Origin of the sequence: Emticicia soli (assembly GCF_037860775.1) — a bacterium.
Lineage (GTDB): Bacteria > Bacteroidota > Bacteroidia > Cytophagales > Spirosomataceae > Emticicia > Emticicia soli.
Genome location: NZ_JBBEWC010000003.1, coordinates 465367 through 480410, shown reverse-complemented (window position 1 = coordinate 480410; position 15044 = coordinate 465367). Strand labels below are relative to the sequence as shown.

Below are 15044 nucleotides of genomic sequence, written 5' to 3'. Positions count from 1 at the left end.
AACCTTAACCAACTAATCCATGAAAAAATGTTTCTTCTTGCTTTGGATATGCCTTTACAGTTCTCTTGCTTTCGCTCAAAATCCGGTAAAAAACATGGTTATTAATGCTGTGCTTGATGATATGAAAGCATTTAACAAGCAGGAATCAGCCTCTGACTCTGTTAATTCTCCTTATCCGTTTGGTAGAAATCGGGAAGAAGATTTCTTACGTAAGTATCAGTTTTATAAAAAAGAATATGATAAACTAAACAGTGTTGACGAAAAAAGTCTGACTTTCGACGACCAGATAAATATTGCCTTGCTGAAATACCGAATCAACGATGAGTTGATTTCTTACGAATACAAAGAGCACCTGAACCCGATTCTCTCTGATGAAGGCTTCCACACAGGTCTGGCGGGTATTGCTTCACGCAATTATTCCGACAAAAAGCAGATGCAACGCTATATCACTCTATTGAAAGGGATTCCGGTATTTGTTGATGACAACCTTGACTTAATCAGAAAAGGGCTTGCTTTGGGCATTTCGCAACCTAGCGTGGCGCTGAAAGGTTATGAGGCAACCTACAACACCCATATTGTTGATAGTTACGAAAAATCTAATTTCTGGAAGCCATTTAAAGAGAAACCCTATGCAATTTCAGACGCTGATTGGACACAATTACAAGCCGAGGGCAGAAAACAGATTGAACAAAGTGTGGTGCCAAGTTATGAGAAAATAAGAACTTTCTTTGAGAAAGAATACCACCCTAAAACCCGTAAAACACTGGGAGCATCGCACCTGCCAAACGGAAAGAAATTCTACGCTGAAAAGGTAAAGCATTTCACTACTACTAACAAAACACCTGACGAAATCTACAACATAGGAATGCAGGAAGTAGAACGCATCAGAAAAGAAATGCAACAGGTACTTGATGAGGTAAAATTTAAGGGTTCTATCAAAGACTTTATTGATTACCTGCGTAATGACCCTAAGTTTTACCCGACTACGGGTGAGCAATTGCTAAAGGAAGCATCGTTTATTGCCAAAAAAATAGATGGCAAGCTGCCCCTGCTATTCGGTAAATTGCCTCGCCAACCTTATGGTGTTGTGCCTGTGCCCGACTACCTCGCCCCTACCTATACAGCGGGCCGCTATAGTGGTGCATCAATTAAATCAAAAAATGCGGGTAATTATTGGGTAAATCTTTATAATCTACCTAGCCGTACTTTATATACGCTTGAGGCCCTGACGCTACACGAAGCCGTTCCGGGGCATCATTTACAAATATCGCTTACACAAGAATTAGAAACCCTACCGGAGTTCAGACGCAACCTGTATGTAAATGCTTATGGCGAAGGCTGGGGACTTTATGGAGAATATCTGGGTTATGAACTAGGTTTATACAAAGACCCTTATAGCCTGTTTGGCCGCCTTACGTATGAAATGTGGCGAGCTTGCAGATTAGTGATTGATGTAGGTATCCATGACAAAGACTGGACGAGAGAGCAAGCGGTTAGTTTTCTGGCCGATAACACTGCCCTTTCTTTACACGAAGTAAATACCGAAATCAATAGGTATATCTGCTGGCCGGGACAGGCACTTGCTTACAAGATTGGTGAAATAACTATCAAAAACCAACGCAAAAAAGCAGAAGCAGCCTTGAAAGATAAATTTGATGTAAGGGCGTTCCATGACCTTGTGTTATCACAAGGCACAGTTACGATGTCTATTCTGGAAAAAATGGTTGATAAATATATTGCCGAAGAGTTAAATAAGAAATAGATAACTACCCGTGTGTCACGGCTATACTCGTCCGAAAAAGGCCGTGGCACACATAATTGTAGGAAGTTTTCAAGCTTTCACTTCTTCGTGGTCAACTTCTTGCATGTATTGCTCTTTGAGCTGGTCGTAAAAAGAATGTTTACTTACCCACGACGAAACCAGATTAGCCATCAGCCCAGCCATCATTAGATAAAAAATAGTAGTCTCGGCAGTTGTCATTTCTAAAACCAGAATTGCCGAAGTAAAAGGGCTACGGGTAACACCTGTAAGAAAACTTACCATACCGCACAAAATAATAAGATTGGCATTTGAACCATTGAGTTGAAACCATTCGGCCACAAACGACCCAATACTTGCACCTGCGCTTAAAGAGGGTGCAAATACGCCCCCCGCACCTCCGTTAGTAAAAGAAATAACAGGGCCAAAAAACCTTAAAAGCGGCACATACCACTCAACATATTTATTGTCGGTAAGTAGTGCTGTTTGCATAAGCTCTTTGCCTGAGCCAAAAGCCTCCATGTTTATCAAAACCCCAAGTGCAGCAATTATTAAGCCTCCTACAACACCATAAGCAATTTTCTTTGCATTGGTTTGTAGCACACTTTTCTTCTTTAACACATAAAGAATAATGCGTGTCATGCTACACCCAAGATAACCTGAAAGCACCGCTGCTATCAAAACCGGAAAAATTACCCACCATGAAAGATGATTAACTGTTGGATACCCGAGGTATAAGTAAGGCCCAAGTATATTAAGTGCTGTGAGCCCGGCAATAATTACACCCGTGAGCAATGCTGATTTAAAGAAGCTGAAATGTGTCTTTGTTAACTCTTCAATAGCAAAAACAATACCCCCAAGTGGGGTATTAAAAGCAGCCGCCAAGCCCGAAGCGGCTCCGGTAATGAGCATGTTTTTCTTCGATATTTTAGGATACCATTCGGGTAGCAGGTCGTTAATTTTCTTAAAAATAGAACCAGCAATCTGAATAGTCGGGCCTTCACGCCCCACTACACCGCCACCAAAAACCATAACCAAGCTCGAAAAAATCTTTATCAACAAAATCCTAAAACCTAAAAGCTTACTAACCAAATGATATTTTTTTGGATTTGCCAGCTCTATGCTGGCACTCACTTGCGGAATTCCGCTACCTCTTGCATAAGGTGCATATTTATGCACCAACCACCACGATACAACAAAACACAGCGGAGTTATGGCAAAAAACAACCACTTATTGAGGTTATAAAGATAGATTGTACCTTGTTCGGCTAGTAAAAAAAGTTTGGCATAAATTACAGCAACCACACCTGTAAGTAAAGCCCCTAGCCAAAATGGCAAGGCATTGAGCAAAGTTTGTTTAAGCTTGTTGTTAGCTATCGAATCAAATCTGGTTTTCAGATATTCTCTTACTATCCCTTCGATTTTCTGTACCCATCTGATAGTTTTCAGATTCTTCCTGATAAATCTATATTTCATAACAGTAAATTGTTTGATTCAACATCTTAGAAGCTGTTTGAGTTAATCTTAATTATGTTCAAAATGATTCTTTTTCGCAAATTCTGCGCCACCAAAATCCTCATTTAGCTCTGCTAAACTCCGGTTTTGTTGTATTGTCTTTGCAAAAAATAATTCATTTTGATTCATAAAATTTAACTCAAACAGCTTCTTAAACCCACACCTTGCAGAAAACACTAGTGTGCCACAGCTATACTCGCCCGAAAAAGGCCGTGGCACGCATAAGCATTCAGAGGACTTGCAAGCTATGTCTACCACACTTAAAAAGCAATTTAAACCCAATCAACTCCCTTTTTCAATAAGCCTAAAGTCTTTTCTTCTTCACTACCTGCTTCGGCTTTATAATCATATACCCAATTGGCTACTGGCGGTAAACTCATTAATATCGATTCGGTACGGCCGTTTGTTTCGAGTCCGAATTTTGTTCCTCTATCCCATGCCAGATTAAACTCTACATAGCGTCCCCGGCGAAGCATCTGCCAGTTTGTTTCACCTTCTCCGTAAGGTAATTTGCTGTTTTTAGCCATCAAATGCGTATAAATTGGCGCAAAACTTTCACCAACCGATTGCACAAAAGCAAACAAAGTTTCTTTTGATAATTCTTCACTTGGTTTCAGGTAATCAAAGAATATCCCTCCTACGCCACGGGTTTCGTTTCTGTGCGGAATAAAAAAGTAATTATCGGCCCATTCTTTATATTTCGGATAATACTCTGGCGAGTGCGTGTCGCAAGCTGCTTTCAATTGCGCATGAAACCAACGGGCATCTTCTTCTACTACATAATGGGGGGTTAGGTCAATACCGCCGCCAAACCAACACGTGCCATTTGCCATTTCAAAATAGCGCACATTCATGTGTATAATAGGCACCATTGGGCTTATGGGGTGCTGCACAATAGAAACCCCGGTAGCAAAATAATCTGTCTTTTCGGTTAATTTCAATTGCTTTTGTAATGCTTCTGAAACCTCGCCCGAAACAGCCGAGAAGTTCACCCCGCCTTTGGCAATGATATTGCCGTCAGTAATTACACGTGTGCGTCCGCCGCCACCGCTATGGTGCTGCCACAGGTCTTCATGAAACTTTGCTTTGCCATCTGTCTCTTCAAGCGCCTTGCAAATGTTATTTTGAAGTGTTTTGAAGTAATCAGCAATATTTTCTTTGGATAACATAAGATTCTTTTCAAATTTTGTGGCAATTTAGCGACACTTATAGAGCTACCCAATAATAATTTTCTTTTTTATCTATTCAATATGCAACTAAAAGGATTAACAGCCGTAGTTACAGGAGGTGCATCGGGCTTGGGAGAGGCCGTAGTAAGAAGATTCGTTAAGGCAGGAGCAAACGCCATTATTGTGGATTTGAACGAGGAAAAAGGCAAAGCTTTGGCGAGCGAATTAGGCCGCAAAGCTAAGTTTGTAAAGTGTGATGTTTCTTCTGAAAAAGATGCGCAAAAGGTAATGAGTCAGGCTATTGCACGTTTCAAGGCCATTCATATTCTGGTTAATTGTGCCGGTATTGCACCACCTGCCCGCACAGTTGGCAAAGAAGGCCCGCATTCGCTTGCACATTTTCAGAAAATCATTAATATCAACCTTGTTGGCTCGTTTAATATGATTCGTCTGGCGGCGTTTGAGATGTCAAACAATACACCAAACGAAGAAGGTGAAAGAGGCGTGATAATCAACACCGCTTCGGTAGCTGCCTACGATGGACAAATCGGACAAGCTGCTTACTCAGCCTCTAAAGGAGGCATTGTTGCCATGACCTTGCCTATTGCACGAGACTTATCGAGAAACGGCATAAGAGTAATGACCATCGCTCCGGGTATTTTTAAAACCCCTTTGATGGCCTCATTGCCCGAAGAAGCTCAACAATCATTAGGTCAGCAAGTGCCCTTCCCGCCACGATTAGGCCGCCCTGATGAATATGCTCAACTGGCACAAAGTATTGTAGAAAACACCATGCTGAATGGCGAAGTAATCCGTCTCGACGGCGCAATCAGAATGGCACCGAAATAAATAGAATTAAACAAAAAATCTTGAACTTTGATTTACCTGATTAGTCTGATTAAAATGATTTAAAATGAATATTTTGAGGTTATAATTTCTGATTAGATAATTCCTCAATTAAAGCAAATCAGTAAAATCATTAAATCAGGTAAATCAAAGTTCAAGACAAATTCCTAAACAATCATGTTCTCATTAAGTAATATTATTCGTCGTCATATCCTTACTTTAACACCTTATGCTTCGGCACGTGATGAGTATACCGGAAAAGAGGGCATTTTTTTAGATGCCAACGAAAACCCTTTCGGGGCTGTTATTGAAGGCAAATATAATCGTTATCCTGACCCTTATCAGTCTGAAATAAAAGAGAAACTGGCTGTTATCAAGGGCGTTCGGCCAAGCCAGATTTTTCTGGGCAATGGTTCTGACGAAGCCATCGATTTGTTGATTCGTGCTACCTGTGAGCCCAAAGAAGACAATATCATTACCATGCCGCCAACCTATGGTATGTATAAGGTATGTGCCGATATTCAGAATACGCCTGTTGTGCAGGTATCTCTTACGCCCGATTTTCAGATAAATGTTGAGGCAGTATTAGCGGCTGTAAATGCGCATACAAAACTTATCTGGGTTTGTTCGCCTAATAACCCATCAGGAAATTTGGTGCAGCGTGAAGCCGTTATTCAGCTTCTGGATAGTTTTCAGACGGGCTTAGTAATTGTTGACGAAGCCTATATTGACTTTACAGATGCCGAATCGTTCACCAAACTATTAGATACTTATCCGAATCTGGTGGTATTACAAACTTTCTCTAAAGCATGGGGCCTGGCCGCTTTGCGTTTCGGAATGGCTTTTGCATCAGAAGATTTAATTAAGATTCTGAACAAAATCAAATACCCTTATAACCTCAATGCTGTTACACAGACTTTGATTTTAGAAGCACTTGATAACGAGGAAAAGAAAAACAATTATGTGAAAGATATTCTGAAAGCCCGTGAGAAACTGGCCGGATTACTAAGTGAGTTGCCGTTGGTAAAACACATTTATCCGTCTGATTCTAATCAGTTACTGGTTAAATTTGATGATGCCAAGGCTGTTTTCAAATATTTGATTGACAGAAAAATAATTACCAGAGACCGCTCAAACGTACAATTATGCGAAGGCTGTATCCGTATCTCTATTGGTACTGATGCAGAGAACAGCAGCTTGGTAGAAGTATTAAAGACCTATTGATTTTATTGCGTTATTTATACAAATAGCCCCACTAGCGAAACTCACTAATAGGGCTATTTCTGTAATAATTCTACCTAATGCTTACATAGGTTCTTTGTTATTATTATTCATCTTGAACTCGCTCGTAGACGGATAAATCTTAATCCAGAATTCCTTCGTTTCTCCGCTCAATACGTATGTATCTATCTGGTCTTTACCGTAATTAGCTATCAAGCCAAAAATCAAAGTTTGCTTAACGGGGTCTGTAGAAATATTCTTGTATACTAGTCTGTACTCACCATAAGCAATTTTTTTAGTAAAATCAGGCAAATGGTTGTTAGCATTGAAACTATTACCATAAACAGGATGCAAACCACTTACGGTATTTTTGCAGTAACAAACCAACTCTCCTGATTTAGTATAAAGCCAATACTCACAAAAACTATTTGCAATTCCTTGTTCGATACCTACATATGAAACCGGCATCATCACAACGCTATGCGAAGGAAAAGAAAAATTAATATCAGGTGAGGTAATCGGATAGAAATCAAAAACTTGCTGACCTAAATCGCTTCTAACAAGCGTGGTCTTAAGCGTATCGGGCGTTACCACCAAACCATTGTCGTTACTATTGGTAGGGGGTTTGGTAGAAGGCTTATCACCTATTCTAATTGCTTGTTCTTCAGGAACTGCTTCGGAAGGTGACGACGGAGTAGGTACTAGGTTTGTACAGGCAACAGCAGTTATTCCGGCAAGAGCACAGAAAAGGCTATTCTTCAAAAATTTATTCACAAGCTTTTTAGAGGATAGTGATAACATATAAAAATAAATAACGATCTACAGCAATTTTAATTTCATCTTACCCTGATTTACTAAAGCCTTAAACTAAGGTTCATAAAACAGTCAAGGGTATAAAATTGCTTTTATACCCTTGACTGTTAATTATATTGAAAGGTTGTAAGGCCCTGATTATTTTTCAGTACTCAACCAATCTTTTCTTAATTTCAATTGTGCCTCTGTTGGCTTATCAACCAGTTTTAACACATTTTTCTCGGTTACATCTACCACCATTGCCGGAGACGATAACTTGATTATTTCTTCTTTACCGTCGCTATTTTTACGGGCAACTTCCATCGTAACTACGTCACCTTCTTTGGTATTGTTGTTATAATCATCTAAAATGTGTTGTGCCTTCTGAATATCAAACGGCTGGCCATTCAATGATACTATTTCATCATTTAATTGATAGCCCATTTTGGTCCCAAACTCATTCATTTTGCTCACATTGGCAATCTTGATACGTTTGGTTTGTGCATTAAAGCCCAGATTGATGCCACCTAAGCTGATTTTTTTGATAGTAGCCTCTGGCAAATACTCAATACCTACCAATTGCAAAGCTTCTGTCAACGGTAACGGGTTAGAGCCTTCTACATATTTAGCAAAGAACTCACGGATTTCGGGATAAGTTAAAGAAGTAATTTTATCGAATAATTCATCATCTTTAAACGACTGTGTTTTACCATAAGTTTTTGCCAAATCTCTCATCAGGTTTTGCGTACCATATTTACCACCCGATAGCTGGCGTAGTTTAATATCTAAACAAAGTGCAATCAAAGCTCCTTTGTTGTACACGTTCATGTATTGGTTTTTATACGTATCCAATACACCTTTGCTCATTTCAGTAAATGGCAACTTATCGTTCATCATTTTCATGGTTGTCATTTTCTGGCGCAACATATCAAGGTATTGCGGCATTTCTATCAAACCATATTTAATCTGCATGTGCCCTGCTGCATATTCGGTTGCACCTTCGTACATCCATAAGTGTTTCGACATCTTAGGTGTGTTGAAATCAAAATCGCCGATTTCTTCTGAGTGAATGCTCAAAGGTGTAATGATATGGAAAAACTCATGCGAAGCTACATCTTTTACCGTCTGTGCAAGCTCTTTAGATGTTCCCTCAGGCAGGTAATAAAAAGATGAATAAGAGTGCTCTAAAGCACCGTAGCTCATTAGATTAGGGTTGTCAGACAACACAATCAGGAAAGCATATTTTTTAATTGGTAACTCTCCACCCAAATATTCTTTCTGTGCATTCAGCATTGAGTTAATATTAGCTGCGATTTCTTTAGAATTAGCCTGTTTGTTTGGCGAGAAAACAGATACAAGAATATCGGCACCACCAATTTTCAATACGGTTGTATCAGGGCGGGTATAAAGAATCGGTGCATCAGATAAATCGAAATAATTGTCGGCTACAAATACATCTTTAGTAGCTGTAGTGTTAGCAAAATTCATTGAAGTAGCACCATAAAAACCTTCAGGCTTAGTGAATGAAACCTGATAAGGTACTTTTGTCATGCCACCGAAATAACCGAAAAAGCAGAAAGTATTCACGGCAAATTTCTTATTGGCATCAATGTCACTTCCGGCAGGTTCAAATATTTTTTCTCCTTTAATCTCCGGCGAGTCCCAGGTATCATCTACTTTATAAGTAATTTTATAAAGACTTTGCGCATTTTTGATAGTCCAGCTATTCACGTCTGTTCTATCAACAGGCAAAGTATCGCCTTTTGCATTGTAAGCTTTGAAGTTCGATACATAACGGCCAAAATCATAATTAGCATAAGTGCCCGGTACAATTTTAGGCAGAAAATAAGTAATCTGGTCGGCACTGATTTTTGGCGCAACTAACGAAACTTCTAATTTATCGTTCTCAACTTTAGTTAAATCAACAGAAAACTGATACAGATTATCTTTTTGTGCGGATGAAGTACTCACAGAAGCTTTTCTGGTACAAGCTGTCATTACAGCCATAGTCAGAAGCATATAAGCTATTTTTTTCATAAATATTTGATTATTGTTTGTTAAAATTTAAAACGAATCGGGTACATAAGAACGCACAAATTTATTAATTCTTATAAGAGTATGAAATAGACCGAATAATCAATTGCACGGATTAATTATTAAAAGGCTGCTAAACACCCTATTTTTAAGAGTACTAAGCTAAAAACAAACCTCGCTGAACCTTTGTTTGTTAACATTAATTAACGTCTTTACCTTCCTCCAGCTTTTTTATCATGTTGGCTACGCTGTTTTTATTCAAATCATCTGGTGCCTGGCTCAAAGCGGCTTTCATGTATTCGAGTGCTTTTTTGTAATCGCCGTTAGCCGAATACGCTCTTCCTAGTCCTACATTTGTTGTAAATACATTAGGGTGTTTATCATAATTGGCCTTGAAAACTATCAGGGCATCTTGCGCTTGTTTCATGCTTAACAATCGGCGGCCATATTGGTGCAACTCTATCATGTTGCCAAGCGGCACAGCCTCGTCCATTAAAAGTTTAGCTTCGGCTTGTCTGTTAAGTTTTGCCAGCACAGCGGCTTTGGTGCTTAATGTCTGAAAATTCTTTTGCCCAACAAAACGGGCTGTAATGGCTTCGTCGGCCCAAGCAAGAGCCTGCTCTAATGCTATGTTGTTTTGCAGACAATAATTAGCCGCCTGCACAAACGACTCCCACTTAAAGCCCGGCTTTGTATGGAGCTCGTTTCTGAAAGATGCCAGTTGTATCTGTTGTACATCAAGCACTACGTTAAAAGATATCATGCGTTTTTCCCACATCAGCGCAATCGTGGCTGAATTGTCGGTCTGGTCAAGAAACTCATATTTGAGCCATTCTACACTTTTATCGAGTGTTTGGCTCTTTACATCTACCCGCAAGGCATCTTGCGACGGGTCATAATAAAAACTACCCCAAGAATTGTTGGCTTTCGAGAAAATGAGGGTATTGTTGGTTTCACCTAATATAATATGAAAACCATAAGTACCTGCCGGTAAATCTTTACCCTCTATTTTCACAGGACTTGAAAAACTGATAGTAGTGTTTTCGTTGGCTCCGGCACGCCAAGGTGCTGCTTTGCTGGTACCAAAACCTAGGTCAGCCAAGCCATAGTGCGCTATAGGCGTACCCCATATTTTACCCTCACGGCCTTTCACACCCGGACGGCCGTATTCAATCGTGATTTTACTTATTCCTATTTGTTCTGATACCGATGCTTTTTTGTTTCCGCCATCGGGTGCGGCTGTCAAGTCTCCTTGGGCAAATGTGGTAGTGCTTGCTACAAGCAAGGCAATAGCAAGTAAAATTGTCTTTTTCATAATTCAGATTGTTGAGTAAATAATAGATTATTGCTAAGGCTTTTAAGAAGCACAGCAAATAAGTAAAAAATAATCTGCCCTCTATCACCCATTTTTGGGGATATTTCGTCGTTAAACTAATTCTATACCCTTAATCTTGCTGAAATATGCCTTTATGGCTTGATTTCAAGAGAAAAAATATATTTTTGTATATATAAATCTTACAACTATGATATTAGATTTTTCGATTGTTGATGTATTTGCAGAGCAAAAATATCAGGGTAATCAGCTGGCTGTTTTTGAGCATGCCAATGGGCTGACTGACGAACAGATGCTTCATATTGCCCGTGAGATTGGCTTTCAGGAATCAACCTTTGTGGTTTCTGACGAAGCCTTAGATGGTGCTTATGATGTTAAAATTTTTACGCCCGAATACGAAGTGCCATTTGCAGGCCACCCCACACTAGGCACAGCCTTTGTGTTGATGAAAGAGGCGGAAACTCAGATAAGTCTGAATCTGAAAGTTGGAAAAATACCTGTAAACGTAGAAAATAAAACACTTTGGCTTGAAACAACTAATCCTGTTTTTGGCGAGAATTTTAGTTCGGATTTAGCGCAGTTACTAGGTATTTTGCCGGAAGATATAGATGAAACATTGCCTATACAATTGGTTTCAACCGGGCTGCCTTATATTATTGTCCCTGTAAAAACCATGCGGGCTATTCAGGAAGTACGCATAGAAGATTTGCCTATTAAAGAATGGCTGGCAGAAAACAAGTTGTATAAAACTAACTCGCCCGATGGACTGACTACGGCATTTTTTATTTTTACCGAAGAAACCCACGCCAGTGTTAATCATATACACGCCCGTATGTTTTGCCTCGAAAACGATAGAATTGTAGAAGATGCCGCCACAGGAAGTGCAAATGCTTGTTTGCTGGCATATTTACTTAAATACGAGCTACCCATGATTCATAAATATGTTGAACAAGGCTATGAAATGAATCGTCCGTCTTTAATTGGTATACGTGGCGAGGTAAATAACGAGGGTAATTACAAATTGCAAGTTGGTGGAAAAGTTCAGTTGGTAGCACAAGGAAAATGGTTTGTGTAAGCACTAAATTTTTACGATTTTTGCACAAACAATTAACCTCATAATTACCCTTTCTAAAATACCTAACCTATGGCAAAGAATACATTCCGAAGCAAAACACCTCCACCTGCAAAAGTAGCTCAGGCTCCTGCGCCACCCCGATTTGCTTCTGTGCGTGTAAGGTTGAAGCGTATGCTCATCAGGTTTACAATCTTTTTCTTTGCCTCTACTATAGGAGCAGTTATTTTATTCAAGTTTGTACCTGTACCTTTTACGGTTACTATGCTATCGAGAAAGATAGACGCCATAGCCGAGGGTAAAAACAGCAAGATTTATTATGATTGGACGCCTTACAGCGAAATATCAAGAGAAGCCCCGCTTGCAGTGGTAGCGGCAGAAGACCAGCTTTTCCCTGAGCACATGGGTTTCGATTTTAAATCGATGAATACTGCTTTTGAACGGAACATGAAAGGTAAGAAAATACGTGGTGCCAGTACTATATCTCAACAAGTAGCCAAAAATGTATTTTTATGGCAAACCCGTAGCTATATCAGAAAAGCAATTGAGGTATATTTTACGGTATTGATAGAATTAATATGGGGCAAACAACGGATTCTGGAAGTGTACCTGAATGTAGCCGAAATGGGCGATATGACTTTTGGCGTTGAAGAAGCCTCAAAACGATATTTCGGGAAAGCAGCTATTAATTTGACCCGTGAACAAGCGGCTCGTATTGCAGCCGTATTACCAAGCCCCAGAAAGTGGTCTATCAACAAGCCGGGGCCTTATGTGGTACGTCGCACAGGGCAAATAGCCCGCCAGATGCGAGCTTTAGGTGGCCCTGCGTATTTGAATAATCTACGAAAGTTTTAATGTCTATTCTTCATAATATTATGTTTACTCATAAGTTCATAAAAGCTTTTGCTTTAATAATAATAGTCTTTCTCGCTCTTTCATCAATGTTTTCCTTATTTGCTATTGGCTTTTTAAATTTAAAAACTGAATTATTAGACCATTATGGATCATTCATAGGTGGAATTTTAGGTACTTTGCTCAGTTTTCTAAGTGTGGTCTTAGTGGTATATACACTATATGATAGTAAAGAAAAAGACAGAAAGGATAGAGAAAATTATGAAAAAGAGAAATTATTGTATTTTAATTATCTAGTGTCTCAATCTTTAATATTTGGCAAAAGTTATGTCAAAGGATTAAGAGAAGCATCTAGAGTTATCAAAGATAATCCCGAATCTATTGTTCCTATTAAAAGTGAATCACATATAAGTTTACAAAAAATTGTCTCTGTCATTAATCAAGAAGATTATTATATTTCATATCAAAATCAAATAGGCGATGGCAAAATAGCAGATTTATTCAGAGTATTTGAAACAATTGAAGGTAACAGGAAAAGCTTAATCGATAATTTCCAACAAAAAGTTCAGTTAGATTTTAATAGAAAAACTCAGTTAAGTTTACTGGTAAATGAGATAAATAATATAATGAGAGAATTTTCTTCAAGAGAAGAAAACCTTCTCATTAAATTATATAAAATGTGGTTTGACTTTCATAATTACCTTAGAAATAATAATATCTCTAATAGTTATACAATCTTTTATGATCAATTAGTAAAACCACTTATAGAATATCTATCTGAAATTTTAGATAATAGTAATATTGAATCTAAGAATTTAGAACTAAAAGTTATAGAATATAATCACTTATATAATGGTATTATATTTAACAATAAGAATATAGCTGATGATTTACATTCAGAAGCGAATAACGTTGAAAAATTAATTAACCAAGCAGAGAATAAATTAATAACTAATCTAAAAGAATTCTACCAAAAAAACCATTAAATCCATTTACTTTAGCGTAGCACCCAATTCTTTGAATTTCGTTAAATCCTGCTTGCCTAGCGTAGCATATTTTTCTGCCTCTGCCAGTTCCTTTTTGGCAGCGGCTACATCACCTTTTCTTTGTTTTAATCTGGCCGATTGGAAATAATACTCTGCTTGTTGCCCATTGTCTTTCAATATTGGTTTGGCTTGGGTAAGGTATTTTTCAGCCTGTGGCAAATGGGTATTGTCTGCTGTATTGTCTAACACAAATGAGGCGATATAAACCAAACCTGCGCCATTGCCGCTCAGTTTTTTGGCAAAATTATCTATTATCGTCATTGCCTGGTCGGTGTGGCCTTCACGAACCAATGCCTTAGATTCTTGCTGCCAGGTAGCGCCTTCGGCATATTGGCCAAAGCCTACACGGTTCATGTATTGCTTAATCTGGTTAAGCTTTGCCGAAGAATATGATTGTCCTCTTTTGCTATATAATGAGTTCTGAATAATAACACCAAATACATTTTGCTCCCCTCCGGCGTGGCCTCCAGCAATTTCATATTGTTTGGCTACATCTACGTGTTCGAGCCAGTATTGGGCAAAGCCGTTGTCAACATCTTCTACTACTTTTTTTGTAATAGCCCAACTGATTTGGGTGTTCAATTCATCTTTCGGGAAAACCTCATAAACAGTGCGGGCAACTGCCAGATTGGTAGCGGTATCTTTCACCACACGGCTATAATAAGCATAGCCTATCAGAAAATTCAAATCTCTTTCTCCTGCCTCATACCGCTTTTTGTAGCTTGATGACCTTTTCTCAGGATCAAGCGCTATTTTTCCTACACTAATCACACTTTCATCTTTTGGCTCGCCGGCATCAGCCTGATGTACCAGATTGGTATTAGGGTCGAAAAACAAAAACAAAGGAAAATTTGGTAGATGGATATTTTTACTATTCAAAAACTTCACCTGCTCGGCTTTTTCGCCATTCAGTTTATAATTGATAAAATTCTTATTGAAAAATGCCCCCACAGTAGCCGATTTCAGCACAGGCTCAAAACTTTGGCATACCGGACAAGTAGGCAAATAACACTCTACAAAAACCAGTTTATTGGCAGCTTTTGCTTTTTTGAAAGCAGTTTCGATGTCAGTTTCCCAGATAATCCCCTGCGCAAAGGATAGTTGTGTTAGCAACACAAATGCAAGCAAAAAGTATGTTTTCTTCATTAAAGACTTGGTTAAAAAGGCAAAGTAAGCAAGAAAACCGATTGCTTCAAAAAGTATTTTTGAGCATAGGGCGAAGGGCATGGGGCATTTTGCAGAGGGCATGGGGCAAAGGGCATAGGATAAAAACTTATTTTAGAAGGACAAAGGGTTAAAGGTTTAGTAGAAAAAGAATGAGGTAAAAAAGAAGATAGCAAGAATTAAATCCATCTCCTTTTCAACCCCATGCTCTATACCCTTTTCCCTCTGCCCTTCACCCCAT

12 protein-coding genes are annotated in these 15044 nt (G+C 38.9%); 6 read left to right on the top strand and 6 right to left on the bottom strand.

All coding sequences use genetic code 11. The annotated features are described in order from the left end of the window. The first annotated feature begins 19 nt into the window (after positions 1 to 19). Positions 20 to 1762 (top strand): DUF885 domain-containing protein, encoded by a 1743-nt coding sequence (locus WAE64_RS05450; RefSeq protein WP_340235221.1) that lies wholly within the window; start codon positions 20 to 22, stop codon positions 1760 to 1762. Positions 1763 to 1831: 69 nt separating this feature from the next. On the opposite strand, the gene WAE64_RS05445 is transcribed toward WAE64_RS05450, so the two are convergent. Together WAE64_RS05445 and hemF are read right to left on the bottom strand one after the other, a co-directional pair. Then, on the bottom strand, positions 1832 to 3235 hold the full coding sequence (locus WAE64_RS05445) for a chloride channel protein (RefSeq protein WP_340235220.1): 1404 nt from the start codon (positions 3233 to 3235) through the stop codon (positions 1832 to 1834). Between the two features lie 311 nt (positions 3236 to 3546). Beyond that, the gene (hemF, locus tag WAE64_RS05440; protein WP_340235219.1) at positions 3547 to 4443 is read right to left on the bottom strand and encodes an oxygen-dependent coproporphyrinogen oxidase; all 897 of its coding nucleotides are present in this window, start codon (positions 4441 to 4443) and stop codon (positions 3547 to 3549) included. An 81-nt stretch (positions 4444 to 4524) separates the two neighbouring features. Between hemF and WAE64_RS05435 the strand changes: the two genes are divergently transcribed. Together WAE64_RS05435 and hisC are read left to right on the top strand one after the other, a co-directional pair. Continuing rightward, the gene (locus tag WAE64_RS05435; RefSeq protein WP_340235218.1) at positions 4525 to 5292 is read left to right on the top strand and encodes a 3-hydroxyacyl-CoA dehydrogenase; all 768 of its coding nucleotides are present in this window, start codon (positions 4525 to 4527) and stop codon (positions 5290 to 5292) included. Between the two features lie 174 nt (positions 5293 to 5466). After that, the gene (hisC, locus tag WAE64_RS05430; protein ID WP_340235217.1) at positions 5467 to 6513 is read left to right on the top strand and encodes a histidinol-phosphate transaminase; all 1047 of its coding nucleotides are present in this window, start codon (positions 5467 to 5469) and stop codon (positions 6511 to 6513) included. An 81-nt stretch (positions 6514 to 6594) separates the two neighbouring features. On the opposite strand, the gene WAE64_RS05425 is transcribed toward hisC, so the two are convergent. The 3 genes from WAE64_RS05425 to WAE64_RS05415 all read right to left on the bottom strand — a co-directional run bounded on the left by WAE64_RS05425 (position 6595) and on the right by WAE64_RS05415 (position 10651). Next, entirely contained in the window at positions 6595 to 7272 is a 678-nt protein-coding gene (locus WAE64_RS05425; protein WP_340235216.1) for a hypothetical protein, read from the bottom strand. 189 nt (positions 7273 to 7461) lie between these two features. Next, complete coding sequence (locus WAE64_RS05420; protein WP_340235215.1) at positions 7462 to 9339, bottom strand: M61 family metallopeptidase; 1878 nt, start codon at positions 9337 to 9339, stop codon at positions 7462 to 7464. 196 nt (positions 9340 to 9535) lie between these two features. Beyond that, the gene (locus WAE64_RS05415) at positions 9536 to 10651 is read right to left on the bottom strand and encodes a DUF2911 domain-containing protein (protein ID WP_340235214.1); all 1116 of its coding nucleotides are present in this window, start codon (positions 10649 to 10651) and stop codon (positions 9536 to 9538) included. 208 nt (positions 10652 to 10859) lie between these two features. On the opposite strand from WAE64_RS05415, the gene WAE64_RS05410 reads away from it, so the two are divergent. The 3 genes from WAE64_RS05410 to WAE64_RS05400 all read left to right on the top strand — a co-directional run bounded on the left by WAE64_RS05410 (position 10860) and on the right by WAE64_RS05400 (position 13579). Then, positions 10860 to 11744 (top strand): PhzF family phenazine biosynthesis protein, encoded by an 885-nt coding sequence (locus WAE64_RS05410; protein WP_340235213.1) that lies wholly within the window; start codon positions 10860 to 10862, stop codon positions 11742 to 11744. A 69-nt stretch (positions 11745 to 11813) separates the two neighbouring features. Next, positions 11814 to 12596: a monofunctional biosynthetic peptidoglycan transglycosylase gene (mtgA, locus tag WAE64_RS05405; RefSeq protein WP_340235212.1), complete on the top strand. Its 783-nt coding sequence runs from the start codon at positions 11814 to 11816 to the stop codon at positions 12594 to 12596. Continuing rightward, entirely contained in the window at positions 12596 to 13579 is a 984-nt protein-coding gene (locus WAE64_RS05400) for a hypothetical protein (protein ID WP_340235211.1), read from the top strand. The genes mtgA and WAE64_RS05400 overlap by 1 nt, the downstream gene beginning before the upstream one ends. Before the next feature lie 6 nt (positions 13580 to 13585). On the opposite strand, the gene WAE64_RS05395 is transcribed toward WAE64_RS05400, so the two are convergent. Then, positions 13586 to 14785, bottom strand: a complete 1200-nt coding sequence (locus tag WAE64_RS05395) for a thioredoxin family protein (RefSeq protein WP_340235209.1) — start codon at positions 14783 to 14785, stop codon at positions 13586 to 13588. Positions 14786 to 15044 lie beyond the last annotated feature (259 nt).